The sequence below is a fragment of the Streptomyces sp. NPDC020299 genome (assembly GCF_044387825.1).
Taxonomy (GTDB): domain Bacteria; phylum Actinomycetota; class Actinomycetes; order Streptomycetales; family Streptomycetaceae; genus Streptomyces.
Genome location: NZ_JBIRWL010000002.1, coordinates 403,833 through 428,475 on the forward strand (window position 1 = coordinate 403,833; position 24,643 = coordinate 428,475).

General features: G+C 71.8%; 19 protein-coding genes. All 19 read right to left on the reverse strand.

The window, feature by feature from the left end; all coding sequences use genetic code 11:
* Positions 1-7 precede the first annotated feature (7 nt).
* The 19 genes from rfbC to ACH45E_RS06105 are packed head-to-tail and all read right to left on the reverse strand — an operon-like array spanning position 8 to position 24,621.
* Complete coding sequence (gene rfbC, locus ACH45E_RS06015) at positions 8-559, reverse strand: dTDP-4-dehydrorhamnose 3,5-epimerase (protein WP_361444292.1); 552 nt, start codon at positions 557-559, stop codon at positions 8-10.
* A complete protein-coding gene (locus ACH45E_RS06020; RefSeq protein ID WP_361444289.1) occupies positions 556-1,800 on the reverse strand; it encodes a polysaccharide pyruvyl transferase family protein in 1,245 nt (414 codons plus the stop codon). The genes rfbC and ACH45E_RS06020 overlap by 4 nt, the downstream gene beginning before the upstream one ends.
* Positions 1,797-2,744 carry a glycosyltransferase family 2 protein gene (locus tag ACH45E_RS06025; RefSeq protein ID WP_361444286.1) on the reverse strand — a complete coding sequence of 316 codons (948 nt, stop codon included), beginning with the start codon at positions 2,742-2,744 and terminating at the stop codon, positions 1,797-1,799. Before ACH45E_RS06025 ends, ACH45E_RS06020 begins: the two co-directional genes overlap by 4 nt.
* Positions 2,741-4,060, reverse strand: coding sequence for a hypothetical protein (locus tag ACH45E_RS06030; protein WP_361444283.1), 1,320 nt, complete (start codon positions 4,058-4,060; stop codon positions 2,741-2,743). Before ACH45E_RS06030 ends, ACH45E_RS06025 begins: the two co-directional genes overlap by 4 nt.
* Positions 4,057-5,310, reverse strand: a complete 1,254-nt coding sequence (locus ACH45E_RS06035) for a DUF4910 domain-containing protein (RefSeq protein ID WP_361444933.1) — start codon at positions 5,308-5,310, stop codon at positions 4,057-4,059. Before ACH45E_RS06035 ends, ACH45E_RS06030 begins: the two co-directional genes overlap by 4 nt.
* 32 nt (positions 5,311-5,342) lie before the next feature.
* Entirely contained in the window at positions 5,343-6,368 is a 1,026-nt protein-coding gene (locus ACH45E_RS06040) for an SDR family oxidoreductase (protein ID WP_361444280.1), read from the reverse strand.
* A gap of 3 nt (positions 6,369-6,371) precedes the next feature.
* Positions 6,372-7,019, reverse strand: a complete 648-nt coding sequence (locus ACH45E_RS06045) for a PIG-L deacetylase family protein (RefSeq protein WP_361444277.1) — start codon at positions 7,017-7,019, stop codon at positions 6,372-6,374.
* Positions 7,016-7,810 (reverse strand): glucose-1-phosphate cytidylyltransferase, encoded by a 795-nt coding sequence (locus tag ACH45E_RS06050; RefSeq protein ID WP_361444274.1) that lies wholly within the window; start codon positions 7,808-7,810, stop codon positions 7,016-7,018. The genes ACH45E_RS06045 and ACH45E_RS06050 overlap by 4 nt, the downstream gene beginning before the upstream one ends.
* Positions 7,807-9,042, reverse strand: a complete 1,236-nt coding sequence (locus ACH45E_RS06055) for a class I SAM-dependent methyltransferase (RefSeq protein WP_361444271.1) — start codon at positions 9,040-9,042, stop codon at positions 7,807-7,809. Before ACH45E_RS06055 ends, ACH45E_RS06050 begins: the two co-directional genes overlap by 4 nt.
* A complete protein-coding gene (locus ACH45E_RS06060; RefSeq protein ID WP_361444268.1) occupies positions 9,043-10,248 on the reverse strand; it encodes a glycosyltransferase in 1,206 nt (401 codons plus the stop codon).
* A 2-nt stretch (positions 10,249-10,250) separates the two neighbouring features.
* The gene (locus ACH45E_RS06065) at positions 10,251-11,483 is read right to left on the reverse strand and encodes an O-antigen ligase domain-containing protein (RefSeq protein ID WP_361444265.1); all 1,233 of its coding nucleotides are present in this window, start codon (positions 11,481-11,483) and stop codon (positions 10,251-10,253) included.
* 1 nt (position 11,484) lies between these two features.
* Positions 11,485-13,005, reverse strand: coding sequence for a right-handed parallel beta-helix repeat-containing protein (locus ACH45E_RS06070; RefSeq protein WP_361444262.1), 1,521 nt, complete (start codon positions 13,003-13,005; stop codon positions 11,485-11,487).
* A 16-nt stretch (positions 13,006-13,021) separates the two neighbouring features.
* Positions 13,022-14,965 carry an alginate lyase family protein gene (locus ACH45E_RS06075; protein ID WP_361444259.1) on the reverse strand — a complete coding sequence of 648 codons (1,944 nt, stop codon included), beginning with the start codon at positions 14,963-14,965 and terminating at the stop codon, positions 13,022-13,024.
* A complete protein-coding gene (locus ACH45E_RS06080; RefSeq protein ID WP_361444256.1) occupies positions 14,962-17,157 on the reverse strand; it encodes a bi-domain-containing oxidoreductase in 2,196 nt (731 codons plus the stop codon). The genes ACH45E_RS06075 and ACH45E_RS06080 overlap by 4 nt, the downstream gene beginning before the upstream one ends.
* A gap of 17 nt (positions 17,158-17,174) precedes the next feature.
* Positions 17,175-19,109 carry an asparagine synthase (glutamine-hydrolyzing) gene (asnB, locus tag ACH45E_RS06085; protein ID WP_361444254.1) on the reverse strand — a complete coding sequence of 645 codons (1,935 nt, stop codon included), beginning with the start codon at positions 19,107-19,109 and terminating at the stop codon, positions 17,175-17,177.
* Between the two features lie 3 nt (positions 19,110-19,112).
* Positions 19,113-20,666, reverse strand: coding sequence for a Wzz/FepE/Etk N-terminal domain-containing protein (locus ACH45E_RS06090; protein WP_361444251.1), 1,554 nt, complete (start codon positions 20,664-20,666; stop codon positions 19,113-19,115).
* The gene (locus ACH45E_RS06095; RefSeq protein WP_361444248.1) at positions 20,663-22,033 is read right to left on the reverse strand and encodes a Wzz/FepE/Etk N-terminal domain-containing protein; all 1,371 of its coding nucleotides are present in this window, start codon (positions 22,031-22,033) and stop codon (positions 20,663-20,665) included. Before ACH45E_RS06095 ends, ACH45E_RS06090 begins: the two co-directional genes overlap by 4 nt.
* Positions 22,023-23,306, reverse strand: a complete 1,284-nt coding sequence (locus ACH45E_RS06100) for a glycosyltransferase family 4 protein (protein ID WP_361444245.1) — start codon at positions 23,304-23,306, stop codon at positions 22,023-22,025. Before ACH45E_RS06100 ends, ACH45E_RS06095 begins: the two co-directional genes overlap by 11 nt.
* Positions 23,296-24,621 carry a nucleotide sugar dehydrogenase gene (locus tag ACH45E_RS06105; RefSeq protein WP_361444242.1) on the reverse strand — a complete coding sequence of 442 codons (1,326 nt, stop codon included), beginning with the start codon at positions 24,619-24,621 and terminating at the stop codon, positions 23,296-23,298. Before ACH45E_RS06105 ends, ACH45E_RS06100 begins: the two co-directional genes overlap by 11 nt.
* Positions 24,622-24,643: the final 22 nt, after the last annotated feature.

Sequence of the window (24,643 nt, forward strand, 5' to 3'; positions counted from 1 at the left end):
GCCGACCTCAACTTTCTTTGTGCTTCAGGACCTCGGCGAGACTCGGTGCCTCACGGTCCCGCTGGGACATCGATGTGACCGGCAGCGGCCAGGGAATGGCGAGCTCCGGGTCGTCGAAGGCGATCGTCACGTCCTCGGACGGATCGTGCGGGCGGTCGATCCGGTACGAGGTGTCGGCGGTTTCGGTCAGCGCCTGGAAGCCGTGCGCGCACCCCGCCGGGATGTACAGGGTCGCCTGCGTCTCGCCGGACAGTCGGAAGAAGGCCCGGCCCAGATAGGTCGGCGAGTCCGTGCGCAGGTCCACGACGACGTCGAAGATCCTCCCGTACGAGCACCGCACCAGCTTGGCCTCGCCGGCGCCGGAGCGCAGGTGCAGGCCGCGCAGCACGCCCCGGACCGAGCGGGACACGCTGTCCTGGACGAATGCGTGCGGGTCGAGGCCCACCGAGCGGACCACGTCGGCGTCGAAGGTGCGGCAGAAGAAGCCGCGCTCGTCGGCGTACGGCGTCGGTTCGAACAGGTATGCGCCGGCGATCTCCGGGACTTCGGTCGCTTTCATGGAGCCTTCCGCAGGGAATCGGCATGGGCATGGGCGTGGTCGTTCGCCGGGAACAGGGTCGTGGTCAATGCGGTGAACTGGTGGGCGAGTTGCTGTGCGGCGGTCCGGTTTCGCTCGGTGAGGGTCTGCCGTAGCTCCGGCGCGTGCTTCTCCAGGTCCCGGAACTGTTCGAGCAGCCGGTCGGCGTCGACCTCGCGTGCCGGGTGGCAGTACGCGGCGAGGCCCATCCGGTCCATGAGCGCGTCGCTCTTCGCGGCGTAGCAGAGGGCGAGCACGGGCGTTCCGGTCTTCAGCGCGCAGATCAGGTTGTGGTAGCGGACGGCCACCACGGTGTCGGCGGCCGCCATCTCGTTCATCAGGTCGGCCAGTGAGGCCGGTTCGGCCGCGGTGACCAGCGGTGAGTCGACCGCTTCGAGGATCGCGGCGACCACCGACGCATCGCATCGGTCGCCGGTGAGGAGCCGGACCGGTCTGCCCTCCTCGACGAGCGCGCGGACGAACCGGATCGTCCCGTCGAGGTAGCGCCGGTGGATCTCCTCGGCCCGGGCGCGGTCGTCGTTGCCGCCGTGGAAGTCCATGACACCGAGGCAGACGGGACCCGGCGAGCCGGTGGGCGCGCTCACCCGTGGTGCCGGCAGGGAGAACGCGAGGTCCGGGTAGACCTCGTCGCGTGCGGTGTCCACACCCATCGCTCGCATCGCGTCGCGGGACTGGGCGTCCCGGTACGACCGGTACGCGGCCAGTCGCGCCGACCAGCGGACCAGGGCCCGGGTCGGCCGGTTGCCGATCTCGGCGGCGCCGACGCTGACCAGCGCGACCCGGGTGCGCAGCAGTCGGCCGCTCGCGCAGAGCAGGAACAGCGAGTACGGGAAGCCCCACGGCCGCAGCGGCAGTGTGGCCTCCAGGACGCCCATGCCCGGCACGATCACCACGTCGTGCCGGCGCACCCAGGCGGCGGTGCGGAAGACGTCGACGAGCTTGCCGAGTCCCTTCGACGCGATGGCGCCCGCACGGGACGCGGTCCGGTACTCCGCACGGTTCCAGTGCAGCCGCGTCGCGGGGATCCCGAACCTGGCCGTCACCGCCTCGGGTCCGCCGCACAGCGCGTCCACGGCAGCCTCCGGGTGCTCGGCGCGGAGGTACCCGAGGACAGCCTCGAGTGACCCGTCGTTGCCGAGGTTGCCGGAGCCGAGCAGGCCGAACACCCCGACACGCACCGGCGTTTCGTCCGCTGACGTCATGCCCGCCGCCCCTCACGTCCGGCGACGAGGGCGTCGACGGAGACGGTCAGCCTGGCCGGGTCGACCGGGGCGCGGTCCTCGACCCGCTCACCGGCGCCCGGCCGGGCTCGGCTGGTCATCCACGCGGCCAGATGGCCGTAGCAGGCGCGCCGGTCGGCCGCGGACAACGGAGCCCGCCGGATCGCCGAGGCGAAGCCCCAGACGTACTCGGCGAGCAGCCGGGGCGTCGGGTGCAGCAGGCCCGCCCGGCGTGGGTCCAGGTTGACGCACCGGGAGCGCTTGGACGGGTTCGCCCGCTCGGCCCGGGTGGGGTGGTCGCGGCGGAAGTACAGGAGTTCCGGCACCTGGTGGAAGCGCCCGTGCAGGGCGATCTCCGCGACGAACGTGCGGTCCGCGTGGTGGTAGCTGTCCATCGGCTTCACCCGGCGCAGCGCGTCGGCCCGGATCACCCCGTAGAAGTCGTCACCGCCGGGCTCGAACAGCATGCTGCGGAAGCGCTCCGGCGGGCGCGGTGAGCCGGTCGCAAGGGTGTACTCGTAGGGGACCTTCACCTGGCCGTCGCCGTCGATGACCGCCTGGTCGGCGTGCGCGAGGATCACGTCCGGCCGCTCGTCCAGCGCCTCGACGCAGCGGCGCAGCAGGTCCCGGGCGTAGAGGTCGTCGTGCGAGGCCCACTTGAACAGTTCGCCGCGGCACTGGGTGAACACGTAGTTGTGGTTCGGCGTGGCGCCGACGTTCCGGGGCAGCCGGATGTACCGGATGCGCGCGTCCTGCGCGGCGTACTTGCGGCAGATGTCCTCGGTCCCGTCGGTCGAGGCGTTGTCGGAGACGACCAGCTCGAAGTCCTCGTAGGTCTGGCCGAGCAGGGCGTCGAGCGATTCGGCCAGGTACTCCTCGCCGTTGTACACGGGCAGGCCGATGCTCAGCCTCGGTCGGTCGGTCATGAGGTCCTCACTTCGGGTACGGAGTTGTGGTGGCGCTCGCGCAGGGCGGACCGCAGCTGCAGCCACCACACGGCCGAGCCGCTGACGGTCGCGGCGGCGACGCCCCAGGCCGAGCCGACCGTGCCGGCCGCGACCGCCCCGCCGAGCCCGCCGCTGACGTAGCAGGCGGAGGCGAACAGCTGGCAGCGCAGGCTGCGCCGGGCCGCGCCGAGCGCGCGCAGCCCGGCCGCCGCGCCGGTGCCGAGCCCCGCGCCCGCGACGCCGAGGGTGATCGCCACGATGAGCTGCGAGGCGGAAGGCCAGACGCTGCCGAGCGCGAGTTCGCCGAGCCGGTCCGGCATCAGCAGCAGCGCTGAGCCCCAGAGCAGCGCGGCGGCGGCCTGCCCCCCGCCCAGCAGGAGGCAGAACCTGCCGAGGCGGTGCGGGGCCTGGCGCAGCACCCGTGCCGCCTCCGGGACGGTGACCAGCGACAGGCCCATCAGCACAGCGAGGAACGGGCCCATCAGGAGTTCGGCGCCCCGCACCGCACCCACCGCGCCGACCCCGACGATCGCGCCGAGCCCGTACGCCCGCAGCTGGCTCGCACCGCTGAGGCAGGTGTTCTCGACCAGGTACCGGTAGCCGAGATCGCGCTGCTCGCGAAGCCACCCGCGCGCCCCGGTCACCCGGGGCCGGATGCCGGACTGGAGGTAGCCGTACCCTGCCGCCACCGTGGCGGACGCGCCCCAGGCGACCACGAAGGCGGCCACGCTGCCCACGCGGGCCGCCACGATCATGGCCGGGACGAGCGCGACGCCCCACACGACGTCGTTGACGAACGCCTTCCGCCCGGTGCCGGCGGCGAAGAACGAGAACCGCCAGGCGTCCTGCAGAAGCAGCCCCGGCAGCATGACGCCGAGGCAGGCGAACGCGGGCCCCACGCGGCCGCCGAGGGCCGGCCCGACCACCAGGCACGCGGCGCCGATGGCCGCGCCCACGCCGAGTGCGGTACCCGACGACCGGGCCACCGCCCCGCGCCAGGACGCTTCCGGCACGCCGCTGAAGCGCACCACGAGCGGATCGGTGGCAAGGCCGCGAGAGATGTTGAGCACCACGCCGTAGGTCACCCAGGCCAGGCTGAACACGCCGAACGCGGTCACCCCCAGCGAGCGGGCCACGTAGACGCCCACCGCGAAGTTGGACACGCTGGAGGCCGCCTGGTCGGCCAGCCCCCAGGACAGCCGGCCGACGAGGCCCCGCTTGGCGGCCCGCCGGGTGTCTTCGGCCCGGTCCGCCGGTGTCGTCGTCTTGTCCTCCTCGGTGGTCATCGGCGTCATGCCTTGATCAGCCCGGCGCCGTGCAGGGCGCCGGCCGCGTCGGCGACGGTGTCGAACGGCAGCCCGGACCGCTCGGCGACGTCCAGCAGGCTGTGCTCGCCGTCGGAGAGGTTGAGCACCCAGAGCATGGCCATCTGGGCCTGCTTGGTGTCGCTGCGGCCGCCGAGCGCGTCGTACAACCCCCGTCGGCCCAGCTGTGGTTCGCCGTAGGGGCTGAGGTTGAGGTACCGCCGGTTGCGGTCGAGGACGGCGAACGCCTCGCGGCAGACGGAGAGGGTGTCCGCCATCGCCTCGGGGGAGACGAAGTCCAGGTTGTCCGCCGAGGTGTGGTACTCGGGATAGCCCGCGTACGGGGTCCGGGTGAGCGAGCCCACGCCGAGATTGAAGCCGGGCGAGCAGAACTGCCGCTCGTCGTAGCCGTACGGGGTGAACTCGGTGACCCGGTGCGGGCGTTCGGACGCGGCCAGCACGTGCCGCAGCACCCGGTCGATCTCCGCGTCACCGCGCCTGCTCTGCTTGTACGTCAACTGGCCCGGGTCCCCGGCGCAGGCCAGGACAAGCCCGTGCTTGACCCGCTCCACCCGCTCCGCGTTGCGGGCCAGCCAGGTGATCGCCCCGATGGTGCCGGGCGCGAAGATGAACCGGTAGGTGTAGTACGGCGTCCGCTCCGCCAGCGCCCGGGCCAGGAACGCCGCCACCGCGATGCCGGCCAGGTTGTCGTTGGCCAGCGACGGGTGGCAGACGTGGCAGGAGACGATGACCTCCTCGGGGACCTGCCCGGGGATCACGTGCTCGGCGTAGGTGAGGTGACCGTCGGCGAGGGTGGAGTCGACGCGCACCTCGTACTCGCCGTCCGGCAGCGCGTCCAGGGTCTCCTGAGCGAGGCAGAACCCCCATTCCGGCTTGTAGTAACTCGTGCGGTACGGCACCCAGGACGGCTGGTCCGGCAGGGTGTGCAGGTGCGCGCGCAACTCGGACAGGGGCATGGTCCGCGCCACCGGCACGCTGTAGCCGAGCACGTGCAGGCTGGACGCGGCGAAGTCGACGACCCGGTTGCCGGCGGTGTCGGCGATGTACGCGTCCCGGATGTTCCACTCCTGCGGCACCGTCCAGTCGAGCACCTGGGTCCCGGTCGGCACCTCGTGCACGTGCAGCGGGATGTACTCGCCGACGATGTCCAGGGTGGCGCGCACACCGTCGCCGGTGATGCTCCGGCACAGCGGGTACATCCGCTCCACCAGGGCGTACATCTCGTCGCCGGCACCTCTTTCTACCCGCGTGGTCACCGGCGCCACCGCAGGGTGTCGTCGACGGTGCCGGCGTCGGACGCCGCGCGCAGTACGGCGAGGCGGGTGAAGCGCTGCCGGAAGTCCTCCTGGGTCAGCGCGTGTGTGCGGTAGGCGTCGGCGAGTTCGAGCGCGCCCTGCTTCACCGTCCACTCGCAGTCGAAGCCGGGGATCGCCGCGCGGAACCGGGAGAAGTCCACCCGGTACGACCGCGGGTCGGCACCGGTCTCCCCGGTGATCACCACCTCGGAGCCGGGCACCGCCTCGGCGACCTGCTCGGCGATCTCGGCGACCGTGACGTTGTTGGTCTCGCTGCCGATGTTGAACGCCCGGTCGTGCACCGCCTCGCGCGGTGCGGTGAGCGCGGCCGTGAAGGCCCGTGCGATGTCGACGGCGTGCACCAGCGGGCGCCAGGGCGTGCCGTCGGACATCACCAGCACCTCGCCGGACAGCAGCGCGTGGCCCACCAGGTTGTTCAGCACGATGTCGGCACGCAGCCGGGGCGAGTAGCCGAAGGCTGTGGCGTTGCGCATGAACACGGGGGTGAAGTCGCCGTCGGCCAGCTCGTGCAGGTCGTCCTCCACCCGCACCTTGGACTCCGCGTACGGCGTCACCGGGCGCAGCGGGGCCTCCTCGCCGACCAGGTCCTCGCCGCCGGCGGCACCGTAGACCGAGCAGGTCGAGGCGTACAGGAAGCGCCCCACTCCGGCGTCGCGGGCCAGCCGGGCAAGGCGGACGGACGCGTGGTGGTTGATGTCGTAGGTCAGTTCAGGCGCCAGCGATCCCAGCGGGTCGTTGGAGAGCGCGGCCAGGTGGATCACGGCGTCGACGCCGGCCACGTGCTCGGCCGTGACGTCGCGCAGGTCCACCCGGTGCCCCCGCGGGTCGGCGGGCGTCGGGCCCAGCACGCAGTCGGCGAACAGGCCGGCGTCGAGGCCGACGACCTCGTGTCCGGCGGCGGCGAGGACCGGGGCCATGACGGTTCCCAGGTATCCCTGGTGTCCGGTGAGCAGTACGCGCATGGTTCAACCCCCCAGGTTGAGCGTGAGTTTGGTGACGGCGAACGCTTCGGCGTATCGCTCGTGGCATTCGATGCCGCGGATCCGCGCAAGACCGAGGAAGGCCTCCCGGTCGTACCAGGGCCGGTGCCGCTGTGAGGGGTAGTGCTCCTGCAGCAGCCGCACCTTCTGTTCGGCGATCTCCGCCGACAGCGGCTGGTACGCCGCCGGACGGCCGAGGTCGCCGTCCCACTTGACGATCTCGTAGCCGAGGACCAGGTGGTCGCGGAACGCGGTGGGTATCAGCCGCGCCAGGCCGCGGTGGTCCTGGTGTGCGTCGTCGGTACGCGGGGCCAGGACCAGATCCGGGTCGGTCTGCAGACGCAGTTCCTCGACGGCGGCCTTGGCCTCCTCCCAGTGCGCGGGCATGCGGCCGTCCGGCAGCTTGTGCACGGTCAGCCGCAGGTCGGCGCCCGGGCAGAAGGCGGCGAGCGCGGCCCGCTCCTCCTGCTCCCGGTCGGTGCCACCGCCGGAGAGCACCAGCGCGTCGACGCGGATGCCCGGCCGGGCGAGGCACAGCGTCAGCAGTGTGCCGCCGGCGCCGATGGCGATGTCGTCGCAGTGCGCGCCCACCGCGACGATCCGGTCCGGGCGCCCGGCGCCGAGCCGGATCACGCGCTCACCCCGGCGTTGTCCCGTTCCCACACGGCCCACGGGCGGTCGCCCCGGGCGTAGGCCTCGTCGAGCGCGGCCCGCTCCTTCACGGTGTCGGTCGGCTTCCAGAACCCGCGGTGCTGGTGCGCCACCAGCCTTCCCTGCTTGGCCAGTTGGGCGCATCCGTCGGCGACCAGGTCCCCGCCCTCAGGGATGTGGTCGAAGACCTCCTGGCGGAGCACGAAGTAGCCGCCGTTCTCCCACAGCGGCAGTTCGCTCACCGCGGTGATGCCCCCCACCAGGCCGTCCTCGCCCAGGTCCACGCAGTGGAACGAGGACTGCGGCGGCACCACCATCATCGACGCCCCGGCGTCGCGCCGGGCGAAGTTCTCGATCATGTCCGGCAGCGGGGCGTCGGTGAGCACGTCGGCGTAGTTGGCGAGGAACATCTCGTCGCCGTCCAGGTGGTGCCGCACCCGGCGCAGCCGCTCCCCGATCGGTGACTCGATGCCGGTCTGCGCGAACGTGATCGTCCAGTCCGCGATGTCGGTGGACAGCAGCTCGGTCCGCCCGCCCCGCAGCACGAAGTCGTTGGACGTCGTCTCCTCGTAGTTGAGGAAGAAGTCCTTGATGTGGTGGGCCCCGTACCCGAGGCACAGGATGAACTCCTTGTGCCCGAAGTGCGCGTAGTAGCGCATGACGTGCCAGATCAGCGGTCGGGGGCCGACCATCGCCATCGGCTTGGGCACGTCGTCGGAGGTTCCGTTGCGCATCCGCATCCCGTAACCGCCGCAGAACAGTACGACCTTCACGGCTTGACCTCGACAATGCTCAGTTCCGGTATGGGAAAGACCAGTCGGCCGCCCCACTCGTGCACGAAGGAAAGCTGCTCGGTCAGCTCGACCCGCAGGTTCCACGGGAGGACGAGGACGTAGTCCGGTTTGTCGGCGGCTATCTGCTCGGGCGGCAGGATCGGGATGCGGGTGCCCGGGGTGAACCTGCCGTGCTTGTAGGGGTTGCGGTCGACCGTGTACGCGAGCAGGTCGGGCCGGATGCCGCAGTGGTTGAGCAGGGTGTTGCCCTTGCCAGGGGCGCCGTAGCCGACGACCGTCTCGCCGCGCTCGGCCGCCTCGATGAGGAACTTGAGCAGGTCCCGGCGCACCTTGGCCACCCGCGCGGAGAACTCGGTGTACCCGGACAACTCCTGCAGCCCGGCGGCCTTCTCCCGGGCCAGCACGTCGGTCACCCGCTGCGTCGGTTCGCCGGCCACCTCGGCCGGCCGGGCCCACAGCCGGATCGAGCCGCCGTGGGTGGGCAGCAACTCGACGTCCACGAGCGTGAGTCCGCCGCTCGCCAGCGCCCGGGTGGCGGAGGCGACCGTGTAGTACTGGAAGTGCTCGTGGTAGATCGTGTCGTACTGGTTCTCCTCGATCAGGGTCAGCAGGTGCTGCACCTCGATGGAGACCCAGCCGTCGTCGGCGACCAGGGCGCGCAGTCCCTGGGTGAAGCCGACCACGTCGGGGATGTGCGCGTACACGTTGTTGGCCACGACCAGGTCCGCCGGGCCGTGCTCGGCGCGCACGGCCGAGCCGGTCTGAGGACTCAGGAACTCCGTGAGCGTGGGCACACCCGCCTCCCGCGCCGCGGCACCGACGTTCACCGACGGCTCGATGCCCAGGCAGCGGATCCCGCGGTCCACCACGTGCTTCAGCAGGTAGCCGTCGTTGCTCGCCACCTCGACCACGAAGGCGTCAGGGCCGAGACCCACCCGCTGTACGGCGTCGCCGACGAACGTGCGCGCGTGCTCCACCCAGGAGGTCGAGTACGAGGAGAAGTACGCGTACTCCTTGAACGTCTCCTCCGGCGTGATCAGCGGCGGGATCTGCGCCAGCCAGCAGTCGGTGCAGACCCGCAGGTGCAGCGGGTACGCCGGTTCCGGCTGGTCCAGTTGGTCCGCGGCGAGAAAGCTCTCGCACGGTGGCGTCGCCCCGAGATCGACGACGCTCGCCGGCGTCGCCGAGCCGCAGAGTCGGCATCGTGTCATTTACTGCCCCCCCATTGATTCCGTCCGATCCGCGATCGCGGTGCGGTACCCCTCCACCAGGCGCTCCAGCCCGACGGCCGGGCTGAAGTCCTGCTCATAACGGCGCCGGGCCGCCTGCCCCATCTCCCGGTTCCGGGCCGGATCGGCCGTGATCCCGCGCAGGCAGGACGCCAGCGAGGCCGCCTCGCCCGGCTGGTGCAGCAGGCCGGTCACCCCTTCCTCGACGAGTTCGACGAAGGCGCCGTGGCCGGCGGCGACGACCGGGACCCCGGCCGCCATCGCCTCCACGACCACCAGGCCGAACGCCTCCAGCCACGTCGAGGGAGCCACCACGGAGACCGAGTGCGCGATGGTCTTCCGGCACTCCGCCGGGTCCAGCAGGCCGACGTAGCGCACGTCGTCCCGGCCCGCCGCCCAGGCGGTCACCTCTCGTTCCAGTGGCCCGGTGCCGGCGATCACGAGCGGTACGCCCACACCCCCGCTCGCCGCGATCTCGTCCCACGCGGCCATGAGCAGCCGCACCCCCTTGGCCTCCGCGAGCCGGCCGAGATAGAGCAGGTACTCGCCCGCGCCCACGCGCCCGGCGCCCGGGTCGGGCACGAAGTTGTGCTTCACCGCCAGCCGCCCGGCCGGCATGCCGGCCCCCACCAGGACGTCACGCTGCGCCGCGGAGATGCAGAAGAACCGCTCCACGCCGGACCACCACCGCCGCCGGTTGACCGACATGCTGACCGCGAGGGGCACCGTCGCAAGCCGGGAGCTCCGGTAACAGCCGTGCCGGACGGCGGGCAGCGGCGCGGACCCGACGCACTCGGTGCACGGCCGGCCGTCCCGCTGCAGGGTGCCGGGCGGGCAGACCTGGGTGTAGTTGTGCAGCGTGGCGACGGCGGGCACGCCGGCGTCGGCGCAGGCGGCGAGCACCGCGGGCGACAGGAGCGGGAAGACGTTGTGGACGTGGACCACGTCCGGCCGCTCGGTGCGCAGCCGGGCGGCGAGCTCCTTGCGGACCGCCGGGTTCCACGGCACGAGGAGCGGCACCGCGGCCTTGCCGAGCAGGGACCGGGCGGCGATGTCGTCACTGCGCCGCTCGAACACCCCGACCTGGTGGCCGGCCGCGCGCAGCAGTTCCACCTCCTGGTCGACGACCATGTTCTCCCCGCTCGGCTGCGCCGAGGCGTAGCGGTTGTGCACCACGAGAATGTGCATGCTCAGGTCACCTCCGATCTCCGGGCCCAGTGCGGGACGTGCCGTCGCGGGACTTCGTGCACCGTGAGCGGAGCCGCCGCGGCGGGTGCCGCCAGCAGCGAGGCGGCCAGGGCCAGATGCAGCAGATACGGCGAGGCGTCGCCGAGACCGGCCTCGGTGTACGACGCGATCGCGCAGTAGCTGATCAGGAAGATCGCGCAGGCCCTCTGCAGCGACGGTGGCCGCAGCAACGCGACGCCGCCCAGCACGATGATGATCGCCGCGACCAGGGTGACGCCGAGCATCCCCTGCTCGTTGTAGACGGCCAGCCAGCTGTTGTCGATCGGCAGCCCGCCGAACGACTTGTCGCCCAGGCCCACGCCGAACAACTTCTCCCCGGTCGTCCGGGGCGCGGCCAGCAGGGCGTCCCAGACCTTGGCCCGGCCGGTGAGGCTGGAGAAGTTCTCCTTGCTCTGCCCGCGCAGGAACCACGCCTGGAGCAGGGAGGCGAACCCCACCGCGGCCACCGCGGCGCACAGCACCGCCCAGGTGAAGAAGCGGCGGGCCGCGGCGCTGGTGAGCAGGAGCGAGCCGATCGCCAACACCAGTCCGATGAACAGGCCGAGCGTGGCCGTCCGGGTGTGGGTCAGCGCGAGCAGGACGAGTGACGGCACGATGACCACCGTCGCACTGGTCCGGTCGGTCCGGCGGCCCAGGAGGAGCAGTACGGTGAGCCCGGTGATCACCGCGGCGTACTGTCCGATCTGCGGCGGGGTGAGCGGCCACAGCGCGCCGACCAGTCGCCCGCCGTAGAGATCGGGCAAGGCGGCGCCCGGTGAGACGACCAGGCCGGCGGCCACCGTCCCGAGCACCGCGAAGTACATCCGGATGTGGTGCCGGACGAACGTCAGGCTGCCGTCCCACCAGCGGGTGAGCAGCCACAGCGTGCCGACGAAGAGAGCCAGCCGGAAGCAGCGGAACAGCGCGCCGAACCCGGACTCCAGGTTGGCGCTGGAGATCACGCTCGTCACCAGCAGCAGGGTGAGCAGCAACACGTAGGCGCTGGCCCGGATACGCAGCCGGAGATTCACCGCGAGCGCCAGCGTGAACGCGGCGACCAGCGCGCCCATGGTGACCATCTGGATGAGGGAGCGGGGCAGCGGGACGATGGTCTTCGCCCCGGCGGAGCCGAGCGTGTTGAGGACCAGCAGCCCCCAGACGGTCCCGACGATCTTCGGCGTGTGGTCCGCGCCCATGTCAACCACCGTCCTGTGCGCGGAAGGTGCTGCCCGCGTCCTGCTGGTACGGCGTGCCCTGCCACTGCCAGGAGTCGAGTGTCCGGCTCGGGTCGTGGGCGACGAATTTCCATGGTCCGACGTAGACGTTGTCGTGCCAGCGGTTGTGCTGCCTGAGGGTGATCGCCTCGGCCACCCGGTCGCCCTGGTACGGCGACCAGTCCGGATAGGTGCCGTAGTTGGCCAGCACCGCCATGCGGTCGCAGTCCACGGTGCAGTCGACGACGGACTTGTCCAGCACGAAGCGGTTGCCGTGGATGTCCACCCGCTGGGTCTTCCACCGGCAGTCGCTGTAGAGCGGTGGCTTGGCGATCGCCTGCTTCGCGCAGCGGTCGGTGTCCCGGACCAGCAAGGTGCAGTCACCGGACGAGGTGTTGGCCGGGCTGTTGCAGAACCGGTCGGCGTTTTCCCACAGGGTGATCCCGGACCAGTTGTTCACCAGCACGTTCCGGTAGATCTCGATCTTGTCGGTGCGGGCTTTGATCCGTGGTTCGCCGCCCGACTCGGACAGGTAGATCGTCGCGAACGGGAAGTTGTCGCCGCGATCGGCCGCCTTGCGGCCCTCGACCCAGTTGTTCCGCCGGATCATGTTGTTCCGGATGACCGCGTTGTAGCTGGTCTCGTAGATCAGCGCGGCACCGTCGTTGGCCTCGAGCACGTTGTTCTCGATACGGAAGTCGTTGTTGTCGGTGTCCGCCCACAACCCGGGGCCGCGGTTGTCGTGCACCCAGTTGCCGCGCACGTCCGCGCCGTTGACGGCCCAGAACTTCACGCCTCCGGTGCAACCGCAGCCCTTCCGCCGCCGCTCCCAGTCGCCGGTGTTGTTGCCCACGATCTCGTTGCCTTCGACCACCAGGCCACTGATGCGGCCTTTGGCCTTGTACGCGTTCATGCCGTACTGACCGTTGTCGCGCAGGCAGCTGGCGCGGACCCGCTGGCGGTCACCGGCCATCAGCCCGGCGCCGGAGTTGTGCTGGATCGTCGCATGCTCGACCAGCCACCCGTCGGCCGAGTCATGGTTGACCACGCCCTCGTCCTGCGGCGCGACGAAACCCTGCACGGTCAGGTACCGGATGGCGACATCGCGGGCACTGCCGCCGAACGCGTACTGGTTCTTCTTCCGGCCGTCGAGCACCGCGCCCGGCGCGCCGATGTAGCGGTCCCCCTTCTTGGGGATGACCTGGGCATAGCGGTCCGCTTCGAGCCTGTGCCTGCCCGGCCGAAGCCAGAAGGTGGTGTTCGGGGGGTGGCTCTTGGTCTTCGCCGCCAGGTCACCTACCACCGCGGGGTCCACCGTCACCGCGCCCGCGGGCGCCTTCGCCGGCCCGGCCGGGGGCTTGGCGCACACCCGGGCCACGGCCACGGACGTGGATGGCGGGGCGGTCGGCTCCGCCCGGGCGGCCGGCATGCTCGTACAGCCGGTCGCCGCCAGCAGGACCAGCGCCGCCGTCGGCAGCGCCCGGTTCCGCCACTTGATCCCCACGCCTCCTCCTCCCTCCCTAGCCGCGGAACCTGAGTACGGTGGTGAAGCCCTCCGCACCGTCGGCGACGCCGGTGCCGATCAGCGTGGTGCTGGGTTCCTTGCGCCCGAAACCGGCGGAGTACCAGCCCAGCGGCGGGTCGGTCTCGCCGCGATGCGCCCGCCACGTCAGCTGCCCGGGCAGGTCGAGCACCGCGGAGCGGTCCTCGCCGTCCCGGGTCCAGGTGAGCTGTGCCCGGTTCCCCACCAGCTCCGCGGCGATCGCCGGGCCGAGGTGGAATGCCAGCCGCACGGTCCGGCTCGGGCCGCGCACCTCGTCGACCACCGTCAGTTCCTGGCTCGCGGCCGCCAGTTCCACCCGGCGACGATGCACGGCGCCCTGGTAACCGTCGTGCTCGGCACACCAGCGAGCAACGTCCCCGCCGGACGTGTCCGCGGCCAGGACGCGGGTGCGGGCGTGCCGGGTCCACAGGAACGGGCCGCCGGAGACGGACTGGTCGGTGCCGTCCAGTTGCAGCGTGTTGTGGCCGAGGGTCGACCGGAAGTACTGCCGCCACTCGGACTGCCCGTGGTAGCAGTACGTCCCCGGGTCGGCGAGCACGTCGACCCCGTCGTGCCGGACCTCCACGGACAGGGCGTCCGCGTGGGCGTGCGCGGCGATGGACAGGAAGCCGTGCGGGCCGCCGTCGCAGCGGCACCAGATCTCCTCCGGCCCGCGCAGGATGGTCATGCCCGCGTCGGCGAAGTGCGCGGGCCGCTCCGCCGGGCGGCGCACGGACGGCTCCGTGGGTTTGATGAGCGCGGCCAGCAGCGTGGTGCGCACGTCGGTGCCGGTCACCTCCGGCCACCAGGGGAGCCGGCCGAACACGGCGCCCCCGGTGGCGAGCAGCGAGCCCCAGCGGTCGGTGCCCGCGCCGTCCACGACCAGGCCGTACCCGTCGTCCGCGTCCCCCTGACGCGGCGGCCGGAGCCGGTTGTCCACGACGGCCGCGAGCGCGTCGGTCATCCGCAGCAGCACCAGGCGGACCGACGCGGGCACCGGTACGTCGGCGGCGTCCGCCTCGGCCACGGCGGCCAGGCCGAGTTCGAGGACGAGTCCGTGGTACTCGGTGGCCAGCTCACGGTTGAGGCCGGAAAGGTAGGTGTTGCCGCGCAGGTGCCGGTCCAGCGACCGCAGCGCGCCGGCTCGCCAACGCGCCGAGGAGGGGAACCAGCCGAACGCGCAGGCCGCTGCGAACTGCCCGGCGGCCTCGGCGATGACGTGGTTGTTCGCCGAGGAGCCCCGGCTGGGGAAGGCGGCCAGCCAGCGCTGGTGGTGCCAGATCTGGTTCAGCGCCACCGGATTGCCCTCGAACAGGCCGGCCGCACCCGGCCAGCCGTCGAGCAGCCGGCGGATCCACACCCAGGACAGCAGCCGGATGCCCAGCTCGATACCGCTGATCCAATGGACGCCACGCAGTGGCGGGTTGGCCGTCCACCACGACCGCAGGTGCTCGGCCACGCGCTCGGCGTACCGCTCGTTCCCGGTGATCGCGTAGGCGGCGGCGAGCTGGGTGAGGTACTGGTGCCGGGACGGCTCCCAGATCTGCTTGATGTCGCCGACCGCGTCCTCGTTCCGGTACGGCACGTCGAAGGCGTAGCCCCAGGGAGCGCGGCGCCCGGTCTTCGGGTCGCACCACCAGTCCGGGTCGGCCAGGTCGTCGCGGACCACCCCGAAATACTCGGCGTGCCCGTCCATCAGCCGGTCCGCCTCGGCGATGAGGCGTTTCGCGGCGTCGGGAGGTACGGCGGCGATCGTCCCGGAGGGCAGGACCGCGGTGAACCGGGCGCCGGTCACGCTCGGGCAGTCGGGCCGCGCCGACCGCCACCGCCGCCTGCGCACCGTGTCGCCCACCCGGCCCGCGACCTCCTGCGGTCCCATCCGGGACAGCCGCCGCAGGTACCAGCCGGCGCTCATGGTCATCGCGCCCTCACCAACGTCACCGGAGCGCCGCCGGCCAGGGCGGTCTGCACGGCGAGGGTGGCCGCCGTGGTGGCGACCAGCGACTGAAGCGGCACCGGCATCGGCCCGCCGGTCCGCACGGCCTTGATGAACGAGGCCAGTTCGGCGTTCTGGCCCTTGTCCCGGGCCTTGGGCAGCCGCGAACTGACCCACCGCTTGCTGCCATAGACCGATGCACGGACGAAGTCGTCGAGCCGCAGCGCGCGGCCGTCCGCCACCAGGTCCAGCGTCTCCTTGGGGAAGCCCGCCGGGCCGGTGGTGACGTAGCTGATGGTGGCGGTGGACCCGTCCGGGTAGCGCAGCACGACCTGGAGGTCATCGTTGCCGGAGGTGGCGACCGCGTACACCGAGACCGGGTCGGCCTCCAGCAGCCAGCTCGCCGTGTCGATGAAGTGTCCGCCCTCGCCGGCGAACCGTGAGCCCTCGGTGCCCTGTTGGAGGTACCAGCTGCCGTGCTGCAATCGGCCCGCGTTGACCAGGTAGCGGAGGTTCGCCGGACCGGTGCGGACACCGAACCGCTTCCTGGCCTCCTGGAGCAGCGGCGCGAACCGGCGGTTGAAGCCCACCTGGAGCCGGTCGTTGCCGGACTCCTCCATCGCCGCAAGTACGCCCGCCAGTTCGTCCTCGGTCAGGGCCAAGGGCTTCTCCACGAACACCGTCTTGCCGGCCAGAAGCGCCTTGCGGGTCAATTCGGCGTGCGAGCTGTGCCGGGTGACGACGAACACCGCGTCGATGGACTTGTCGCCGAGCACGGCGTCGAGATCGGTGGTCGCCTCGGCGAAGCCGAACTTCCGCTGCGCGTTGGCCGCGGACAGCGCCGTCGTGGTGACGACGGTCGACAGCTCGACGCCCTCGCGCTGTGCCAGGTGCGGCAGCAGCATCGACGTCGCGTAGTTCCCGGCGCCGACGAACGCCAGCCTCACCGGCGTCCTGGCGGCGCGGGCCGGACTCCGCTTCATGCTTTTGGCGGACACAGCCACCGCGGGCACGGCCACCGCCGGGGCCTTCGCTTCCTCCGCTTCCCCCGCCTGTTCGGGGTACCGGAACAGCGCGGTGATGGCCTTCAACTCGCCGTCCTTCAGGCGCTGATAGGTCTCGACGGCGTCGTCGAAGTCGGCGACGTGGGAGATCAGGGGCTCCAAGTCGACCTTGCCACGGGCGGCGAGGCCGAGGAAGCAGGCCAGGTTGCGGCGCTCGGTCCAGCGGACGTAGCCGATCGGGTAGTCGCGGCCCTCCAGCTCGTACTCCGGGTCGTAGCGCCCGGGGCCGTAACTGCGGGAGAAACGGACGTCGAGTTCCTTCTCGTAGTACGCGTTCCACGGCAGGTCGAGGCGGCACTTGCCGATGTCGACGACCCGACCGCGGTCCCGGGCCAACTGTGCGGCCAGCTCGACGGGCTGGTTGCTGCCGCCGCCGGCGGCCAGGTACACCTGGTCCACGCCGTGACCGTCGGTGAGTTCGGCGACGGCGTTTTCCACGGCCGCAGACGCGGGATCGCCGCAGGCCGCGGCGCCCAGGCGCTCGGCGAGCTCGCAGCGCACCGGGTCGGGGTCGGCCCCGACGACGCCGACACCCGAGGCGGCGAGGAGCTGCACCACCAGCTGTCCGATCAGCCCGAGGCCGATGACCAGCGCCACTTCGCCGAGCCGCGGCTCGCCCTGGCGTACGCCCTGCAACGCGATCGACCCGACGGTGCCGAAGGCCGCGTGCCGCGGGGCGAGGCCGTCCGGCACCGGGGCGTAGAGGTTCTTCGGTACCCAGTTCAACTCGGCGTGCAGCGCGTGCTCGTTGCCCGCACAGGCCACGAGGTCGCCGACCTTCACCTCGTCGATCCCGGCGCCGACCTGCTCGACCACCCCGCACAGCGAGTAGCCCAGCGGCGTGTAGGAGTCCAGCTTGCCCATCACCTTGCGGTAGGTGGCGGGCACCCCGTTGGTGGCCACGCTCTGCATGACCTTGGCCACCTGGTCGGGCCGGGAGCGGGCCTTGCCCAGCATCGACATGCCGGCCTCCGACACCTTCATGAGCTCGGTGCCGGTGGAGATCAGCGAGTAGGCGCTGCGGACCAGCACACCGCCCGGCTTGCACCCCGGCACCGGAACGTCGAGCACCGCCAGCTCGCCGCTCTTGTAGTTCTGTACAACCTGCTTCACCCGAACTCCTCTGATTCCTAAGCCGTCAACCGAGTGCTCTGGCCGGACCCAGAGGTCGCGTCGCGATACCAGTACTCGAGGGTCAGCACATGCCACAGATGCTTGGAGAAGTCCCGCTGCCCGGCGGCGTCCTCGGCGACGAGCCGCTGCAGCGCGTCGCGGCGCAGGAACCCGGAGCGGACGAGTTCGCCGTCGTTGACCACCTCGCGCACCAGCGGCGCCAGATCCCGGCTCATCCAGGCGCGCAACGGGGCGCTGAACAGGCCCTTGGGCCGGTACACGATCTCCCGGGGCAGGATCGAGGTGGCCGCCTCCTTGAGAACCGCCTTGCCCTGCCGTCCGGCGATCTTGCGATCCCCGGGCACGGCGAACGCCGCCCTGACCACCTCGACGTCCACATACGGAACCCGCACCTCGGTCGACGCGGCCATGCTGGAGCGGTCCGTGTACGTGAGGTTCAGGCCCGGCAGGAACATCCGGGCGTCGCCCAGGCACATGCGGTTGACGAAGTCGTCGAGGTCGTTGTCCTGGTAGACGTCCGCGTGCTCGGTCAGCACGTCCTCGACCGTGCCGGCCAGGTCCGGATCGACCAGGGCGAGCAGCTCGTCCTGGTCGTACATCGTGTAGCTGCGCCGGAACGCGGTCTCCTCCGGCAGGTCGGCGAAGGAGAGGAACCGCTTCGCGAACCGCACCGACCGGTACCCCCGGCGGGACGTGGCGACCGGCAGCCGGTCCACGGCCCTGGACAGCCCTCGCCGCAGGGGCCGCGGGACGCGCTGGTAGCGCAGCGCGAGCAGGTTGGCCAGGTGCTTGCGGTACCCGGCGAACAGCTCGTCGGCCCCCATCCCCGAGAGCATCACCTTGACCCCGGCCTCCCGGGCGGCCGAGCAGATCAGGAACGTGTTGATCGCGGCCGGGTCGCCGATCGGCTCGTCCAGGTGGTACGTCATGTGCGGCAACAGGTCGAGCACGTTCGGAGCGATCTCGATCTCGTGCAGATCGACGCCGAACCGCTCGGCCACCCGCCGGGCATAGCGCAGGTCGTCGGGCATCGCCTCGAACTTGGCGTCCTCGGCGCGGAACCCGATCGTGTAAGCGGAGATCCCGGGTTGGTGACGGGCCGCCAGCGCGGTCAGGTAGCTGGAGTCGAGGCCGCCGGAGAGGAAGGTCGCCACCGGTACGTCGGAGAGCAGGTGGCGCCGGGTCGACTCCTCGACGATGGCGGCCAGGTCGGGCTGCTCGCCGGCCAGGGCCCGCTCCCGGCCCTCGGCGGCGACGTCCTTCAGATGCCAGAACCGGCCGCGTTCCACCCGGCCGTCGGGCCGGCACCGCAGCCAGCTCCCCGGCGGCAGCTTCTCCGCCTCACGGAACGCGCACCGCGAGTCCGGCACCCAGTAGTACAGCAGCGAGGCCACCAGCGCCGCATGGTCCACCTCGAGCGGCCCGCCGGTCGCGGCGGCGAGCGCCTTGAGTTCGGAGGCGAACGCCAGGCCCTCGCCGCGCCGCAGCAGGAACAGCGGCTTGATTCCCAACTGGTCGCGGACGAGCACCAGTTCGCCGGTGCGCTCATCGAAGATCCCGAAGGCGAACATGCCACGCAGCCGGGGCAGGCAGTCCGTGCCCCAGCGCCGCCAGGCCTCGAGGAGCACCTCGGTGTCGGAGGTACCGCGGAAGCGCACCCCGGCGGCTGCCAGCTCGGCACGCAGCTCGGGCGCGTTGTACAGCTCGCCGTTGTACGTCAGGGCGAGGCCGTCCGAGACCATCGGCTGGGCGCCGGTCTCGGACAGGTCGATGATGGCCAGCCGGCGGTGCCCGAGGTGCACTTCGCCGTCACCGACGAAGTGGCTGTAGCGGCCCGCCCCGTCCGGGCCGCGGTGGGCGAGGGTGTCGGTGAGCCGGTCGGTCACGATCTTCCCGTCGGGCCATCGGTAAGTGCCTGCGATGCCACACATGTCCTACCGCGCCTCCTGGTTGCTGTCCGGGACCCGTGCCGCCCACATCGGCAGCCGCTCCGTCTGCGACCGGCCTTCCCCCCCTGCCAGAACGGCGTGGGAGGCACCCCCACCGTTCTGCCGGGCCCGCCGCTCGTTCTGGCCGCGCAGCGCGATGTCCAGCCCGTCCCACAGCGTGCCGTCGGTCCGGTCCCGCGGATCGGGGTCGATCAGCACCACACCGATCACCGGAATGCGCTGGTCCGCGAGCTGCCGCGCCACGGTGTGCAGCCATGCGGCGCTGCCGTGCCCGGCACGCACGACGAGCACGGTCTGGGTGCCGAGGTACTGGAGGTCGGTCCACGCGGTGCCGGGTGCGACCGAGCCGACGCCGAGCAGGCGCCCCTGATCCGGCACGGCCGCGGCACGCTCGCCGCTGACCACGGTGGGATCTTTGGGCTTCGGGCGGCGAGAAGCGAGCTGCGGGCCGGGCAGACCGTCGATGACGACCACGGGCCCCTCGTCCGCCAGTGCCCTGGCGACGTTCAGCGCGATAGCGCTCGTGCTGCGCGCACAGCCCAGTTCCAGCAGCGACACCGGTTCCGCGGAGCCGCGCACGGTGCGGGCCAGGGACGTGGTGAGCCGCTCGCGTGCCATCCGGGTCCGCCGGCGCCGCCACAGCCTGCCCGACCGGCGGGGCAGCTCCGCGATGACCGAGGCGCCCAGGTTCGCCGCGATGTCCCGGCGCAGCACGGGGCGGTCCGCCACCACCGTGCCGACCGCGGCCAGCGCGAGCCCGAGGACGAGCCCGAGGACGAGCCCGACCGCGGCGTCGGTGACAGCCGCCTTGGGCAGGGAGTGCCGCACCGCGCGCGCATCGTCCACGATCTGCGTGCCGGCGATGACGTTGGGCGTGCCGGTGCGTGCCTCCGCGGCGCGCTGGTCGAAATCGGCGATCCGCGAGTTGAGTTCGGCCCGGCGGGCGAAGAGCGACTCGATGCTCGCCGACGCTTTCGGGTCGCTGTCCGGCGACCGGTCTCCGATCTCCTTGTTGACCTGGGCGAGCTCGTCACGCGTGCGGTCACGCTGGTCGAGCAGGGCCTTCGCCTCGGCCTGCGCGGCTTCCCGCATCCGCCGCACGTGGTCCGCGACGAACGCGTCGGCCAGCGCCTTGGCCCGGGCCACCGCTTCCGCGTCGCTGTCGCCGGTCACATCGATCTGCAGCAGGTTGTTGGTCAGGCCGGTGCCCCGGTAGTCCCGCATGAAGTCCGCCGGCTTTTCCGGGGACTTGAGGGAGCGCAGGGCCATGCCGGCGATCCGCGTGGTCTGCAGCAGCTGGACGTCGGTGCGGATCAGCGTTCCGGTGTCGTTCGGCTGGTCCTCCGCGTGTGCGACCAGCACCTTGGTGACCGCGCTCGGTGGCGGCGGCATCAGGACCGCCAGTGCCGCGCCGGCCAGCAGGCCGAGGAGCGCCATGGCGGACCACAGGCGGCGGCGCCTGCGCACCGCCACCACCAGCGCTTGCAGGTCGAGGAGCGGGGCGGCGGCCGGCGACTCCGGAGTCGAGCTCGTCGTCACGCCGAACCCCCGGTCGTCTGGCCGCGCACCGCGAGCGCCAGCGTGGCGTCGTCCGGGAGTTCGGCGGCGGACCGCGTGGGGCGGGCCTGGACCAGGCCGGCGACGACGACGCCGACGACCTCGTGCCTGCCGTCCGCGCACGCCTCGGCGATGCCGGCGAGCTCCTCCGCGGTCCAGATGCCCGGGCTGAGGACCACCAGGGCACCGGACTCCGTGCCGCGGTCCGGCACCATCGGCCGGTCCACCGACACCTCCACCACCCGCAGCAGCGGATCGCTCTCGGCCTCGGCGACGAGCTGCCCGGCGGCCCGGCGGGCGATCTCGTCGCCGTCCGGTACGACCACCAGCAGCCGCCGGGGAGCCGGCAGCTGGTCCCGGAGGCGAGCGCACACCCGCCGGTAGCGGAGCCGTCTGCCGGCCTCGTCGCCGGACTTCTGCGGGGCCGGGACGTCCCACCGGGTGTCGACGCCGAGGAGCCGGCGGATCCAGGCTCGCGGGCCCCCGCCTGCTCGCCGGTGCACGGACCGTTCACCAGGCACGTCGACGGTACCCAGCGGCGCCGAGCCCAGCGCCGCGGCGATCTCCGGTTCGGTGCGCAGCCGGCGGTTCATCCGCGCGGCGACGAGATGGCCGATGACCGCCAGCAGGAAGAACAGCAGCGCCCCGGCGACGATGAGCTGCGTCCTCGTCGGCGGCGCCTCGCCGGTCGGCCGGGCGGCCGGGCCCATGACGACCATGCCTGCCTTGTTGGTCGCCGGGTTCGCCTCGTCCAGCTTCTTCATGGCGTCCTCCAGCGAGGTGCGCAGGTTCTCGAGCGCGGTGCGGGCCTGCACGCCCTCCACGGTCTGGCCAGGGTCGGCCGCCTTGGCCAGGTCGGTGATGCGGCGGTTGGTCTCCTGCACCTTCTGCCGCAGCGCCTCGGTTCCGGTGGCCGCGCCGGCGTCGGTGCCGCTCCCCGCGATCTGCGCGGCGAACTGCACGAACTGCTGGGCCACCCGGTCGGCGAGCTGCTGCGCGTGCTCCGGGGTGTCGGCCGTGCCCGAGATCGTGATGATGTTCCCGTCGGCGGCCTTGGCGCTCACCTGGTCCCGCAGTCCGGTGCCGCTGACGCCGGACCAGTGGAGAGCGGCGGCCGCGCGGTCGACCACCGCCGAACTGGTCGCGATGTCCACCTGGGTGAGCAGCTCGCGCTCCTCCCACTGCCCGGGCAGCAGTACCGGTGCCGACGCCGTGTAACGCGGTGGGAACACCACCACCGAGGTGCCGTAGCCGACGAGTGCGCCCACCACGGCGAGAACGGCGAGAAGCCGCCACCGCCGACGGAGTATCCGCCCGATCGTGACGAGGCGGATCGTGTCATCGCTCAACTGCGCTGCCTCTTCCTTGCCTCTTCCTTGTGCGGACCGGACCGCCCGCCGGCACCGGAGTGCGGTCACGGCACGCGGCGGCGTAGGCGGCGAGCAGCGAGACTTGCGAGTTCCGCCAGGACAGCTGCCCGCTGATCCGCTCCTGGCCGATCTTGCCCATCCGGGCCCGCTTCTCCGGATCGTCCAGCAACACCGCGATGAGCTCGGCGAATTGGGCCTCGTCGTTGGCGGGCGCGTAGACGGCGGCGTCACCGGCGGAGACGCGCGCCTCCTTCAGGTCGAACGAGACGATCGGCCGGCCCATCGCCATGTACTCCAGGACCTTGTTCATGGTCGACACGTCGTTGAGCGGGTTGCGCGGGTCGGGGGAGAGGCACACGTCCGCGGTGGACAGGTAGCGCACCAGGTCGGCGTCCGGAATACGCCCGGTGAACTGCACCTGCTCGGTGAGCTCGAGCCGCCGGGACAGCTCCATCATCGCGTCGAAGGCGTCGCCGGAGCCGACGAACACCGCGTGCCAGTCGGTCCGCCCGAGCTCGTCGCGCAGCTTCGCCAGGGCCCGCAAGGCGTAGTCGACGCCGTCCTGCGGACCCATGACGCCGAGGTAGCACAGCAGATGAGGCTTGCCGCGCTTCAACTCCGGCTCGGGCGGCACCGGTTGGAACCGTTCGATCTGGGGCGCGCTGCGCACCACGAAGACGTCCTCCGTCCGCCGCCCGCCACGGCGCACCGCGACGTCCCGGTAGCTCTCGTTCGTGGCGAGGACGATGTCCGCGGCCCGGTAGGTCCGCCGTTCCAGCGCGCACACGGCGCGGTAGAGCAGATCCTCACCGCGGTCGAACCGGGAGAGGTAGAGCTCGGGTACCAGGTCGTGCTGGTCGAAGACGAACCGCGCGCCGCGCCGCTTCAGCCACAGGGCCGGCAGGAACAACAGATCGGGCGGGTTGCAGGCGTGGACCACGTCGACCGGGCCGACCTTGCGGGCCAGCCGGGCCGTGTGCCACAACGCCGATCCGTACTCCCGCAGGTAGCCGGCCGGTCCTCCGGTGGCCGCGCGCAACGGGTAGCGGTGGATCCGCACCCCGTCGATCTCGGCCTCCGGCTCCGTGTCCCGCTTGCTCCCCTGCGGGCAGATGACGTGCACCGTCCAGCCCGCGTCCCGCAGCGTCGTGCACTCCTGCCACACCCGCCGGTCGAAAGGCACCGACAGGTTCTCCACCAGGATCAGCGCGCGCCGGCCCGACCCGTCACCGCTGATCGCATTACCAAGCAAGGCCTATGTACCCCGGTTCGGCCCGGCGCGCCTCGGCGTCGGGAAGGCGGATGAGGTCGACGATCACCGGGCCGTCGCCATGGGGCAGCGCCGACAGCACGGCCGGATCCCTGGTGCCGACCAGGCACACCTCGGCGTGCTCGAGCACCTCGTCGACGGACTCCGCGAGCAGCTGCGCGAGGTGCGGCAGCCGGTTCTCGATGTACTCGCGGTTCGCGCCGAGCAGCCGGGAGAGGCTCACGTTGGCGTCGTAGATCCGCAGGTCGTACCCCTTGCCGTGGAGCCTCTCCGCCAGTTCGACGAGCGGGCTCTCGCGGAGGTCGTCGGTGCCGGGTTTGAAGGACAGCCCGAACATCCCCACCCGGCGCTTGCCGGTGCGCTCGACCAGCTCCACCGCGCGCTGCAGATGGTCGGAGTTGGAGGGCAGCACGTGCGCGAGGATGGGCACCGAGACGTCGGCCCGCTGCGCCGCGTGGACCAGGCTGCGCAGGTCCTTGGGCAGGCAGGAGCCACCGAAGGCGAAGCCGGGCCGCAGGTAGGCGGGGCTGATGTTCAGCTTGCGGTCGGCCAGGAAGACGTCCATCACCTGGTGCGAGTCCACCCCGAGCGCCTGGCACACCGCGCCCAGCTCGTTCGCGAAGCCGATCTTGAGGCCGTGGAACGCGTTGTCCGCGTACTTGATCGCCTCGGCCGTCTGGACCGGCACCCGGAACACCTCGCCGGGCAGGCCGTCGTACAGTGCCAGCACCGCGTCGCCGCTCGCCGGGTCGAGCTCGCCGATGACGGTCTTGGGCGGGTCGAAGAAGTCCCGCACGCTCGTGCCCTCGCGCAGGAACTCCGGGTTGACCGCGACCCCGACGTCCACCCCGGCCGTGCCGCCGACGTACTTCTCGAGGATCGGCACCAGCAGGTTCAGGCAGGTGCCCGGGAGCATGGTGCTGCGGAACACGACGGTGTGCCGGCCCCCTTGCTCGGCCCCCTCGGCCAGCACGGCGCCGATCTCCTCGGTGACCCGCTCCAAGTATGTGGTGCACAGGCTGCCGTTGGGCTCCGAGGGCGTGCCCACGCAGACCAGCGACACCTCGCTGTCCATGATCGCCTCGCGGACGTCGCCGGTGGCGCGCAACGCTCCGGTCCGTACGACCTCGGCGATGAGCTCGCCGATCCGCTCCTCGACCACCGGGGCCTTGCCGTCGTTGACCAGGTCGACCTTGACCTGGTTCACGTCGACCCCGATGACCTCGTGTCCCATGCTGGCCAGGCACGCGGCCGACACGCAGCCCACGTAGCCGAGCCCGAAAACGCTGACTCTCATGACCCGTTCCTCCCCCAGGCGG

Coding starts and splice junctions, on each gene's coding strand:
- ACH45E_RS06065 (WP_361444265.1), bottom strand. CDS start 11,483: ATGGGCGCGGACCACACGCCGAAGATCGTCGGGACCGTCTGGGGGCTG.
- ACH45E_RS06040 (WP_361444280.1), bottom strand. CDS start 6,368: ATGCGCGTACTGCTCACCGGACACCAGGGATACCTGGGAACCGTCATG.
- ACH45E_RS06075 (WP_361444259.1), bottom strand. CDS start 14,965: ATGACCATGAGCGCCGGCTGGTACCTGCGGCGGCTGTCCCGGATGGGA.
- ACH45E_RS06060 (WP_361444268.1), bottom strand. CDS start 10,248: ATGCACATTCTCGTGGTGCACAACCGCTACGCCTCGGCGCAGCCGAGC.
- ACH45E_RS06025 (WP_361444286.1), bottom strand. CDS start 2,744: ATGACCGACCGACCGAGGCTGAGCATCGGCCTGCCCGTGTACAACGGC.
- rfbC (WP_361444292.1), bottom strand. CDS start 559: ATGAAAGCGACCGAAGTCCCGGAGATCGCCGGCGCATACCTGTTCGAA.
- ACH45E_RS06020 (WP_361444289.1), bottom strand. CDS start 1,800: ATGACGTCAGCGGACGAAACGCCGGTGCGTGTCGGGGTGTTCGGCCTG.
- asnB (WP_361444254.1), bottom strand. CDS start 19,109: ATGTGTGGCATCGCAGGCACTTACCGATGGCCCGACGGGAAGATCGTG.
- ACH45E_RS06035 (WP_361444933.1), bottom strand. CDS start 5,310: ATGTACGCCCTGGTGGAGCGGATGTACCCGCTGTGCCGGAGCATCACC.
- ACH45E_RS06030 (WP_361444283.1), bottom strand. CDS start 4,060: ATGACGCCGATGACCACCGAGGAGGACAAGACGACGACACCGGCGGAC.
- ACH45E_RS06105 (WP_361444242.1), bottom strand. CDS start 24,621: ATGAGAGTCAGCGTTTTCGGGCTCGGCTACGTGGGCTGCGTGTCGGCC.
- ACH45E_RS06055 (WP_361444271.1), bottom strand. CDS start 9,042: ATGACACGATGCCGACTCTGCGGCTCGGCGACGCCGGCGAGCGTCGTC.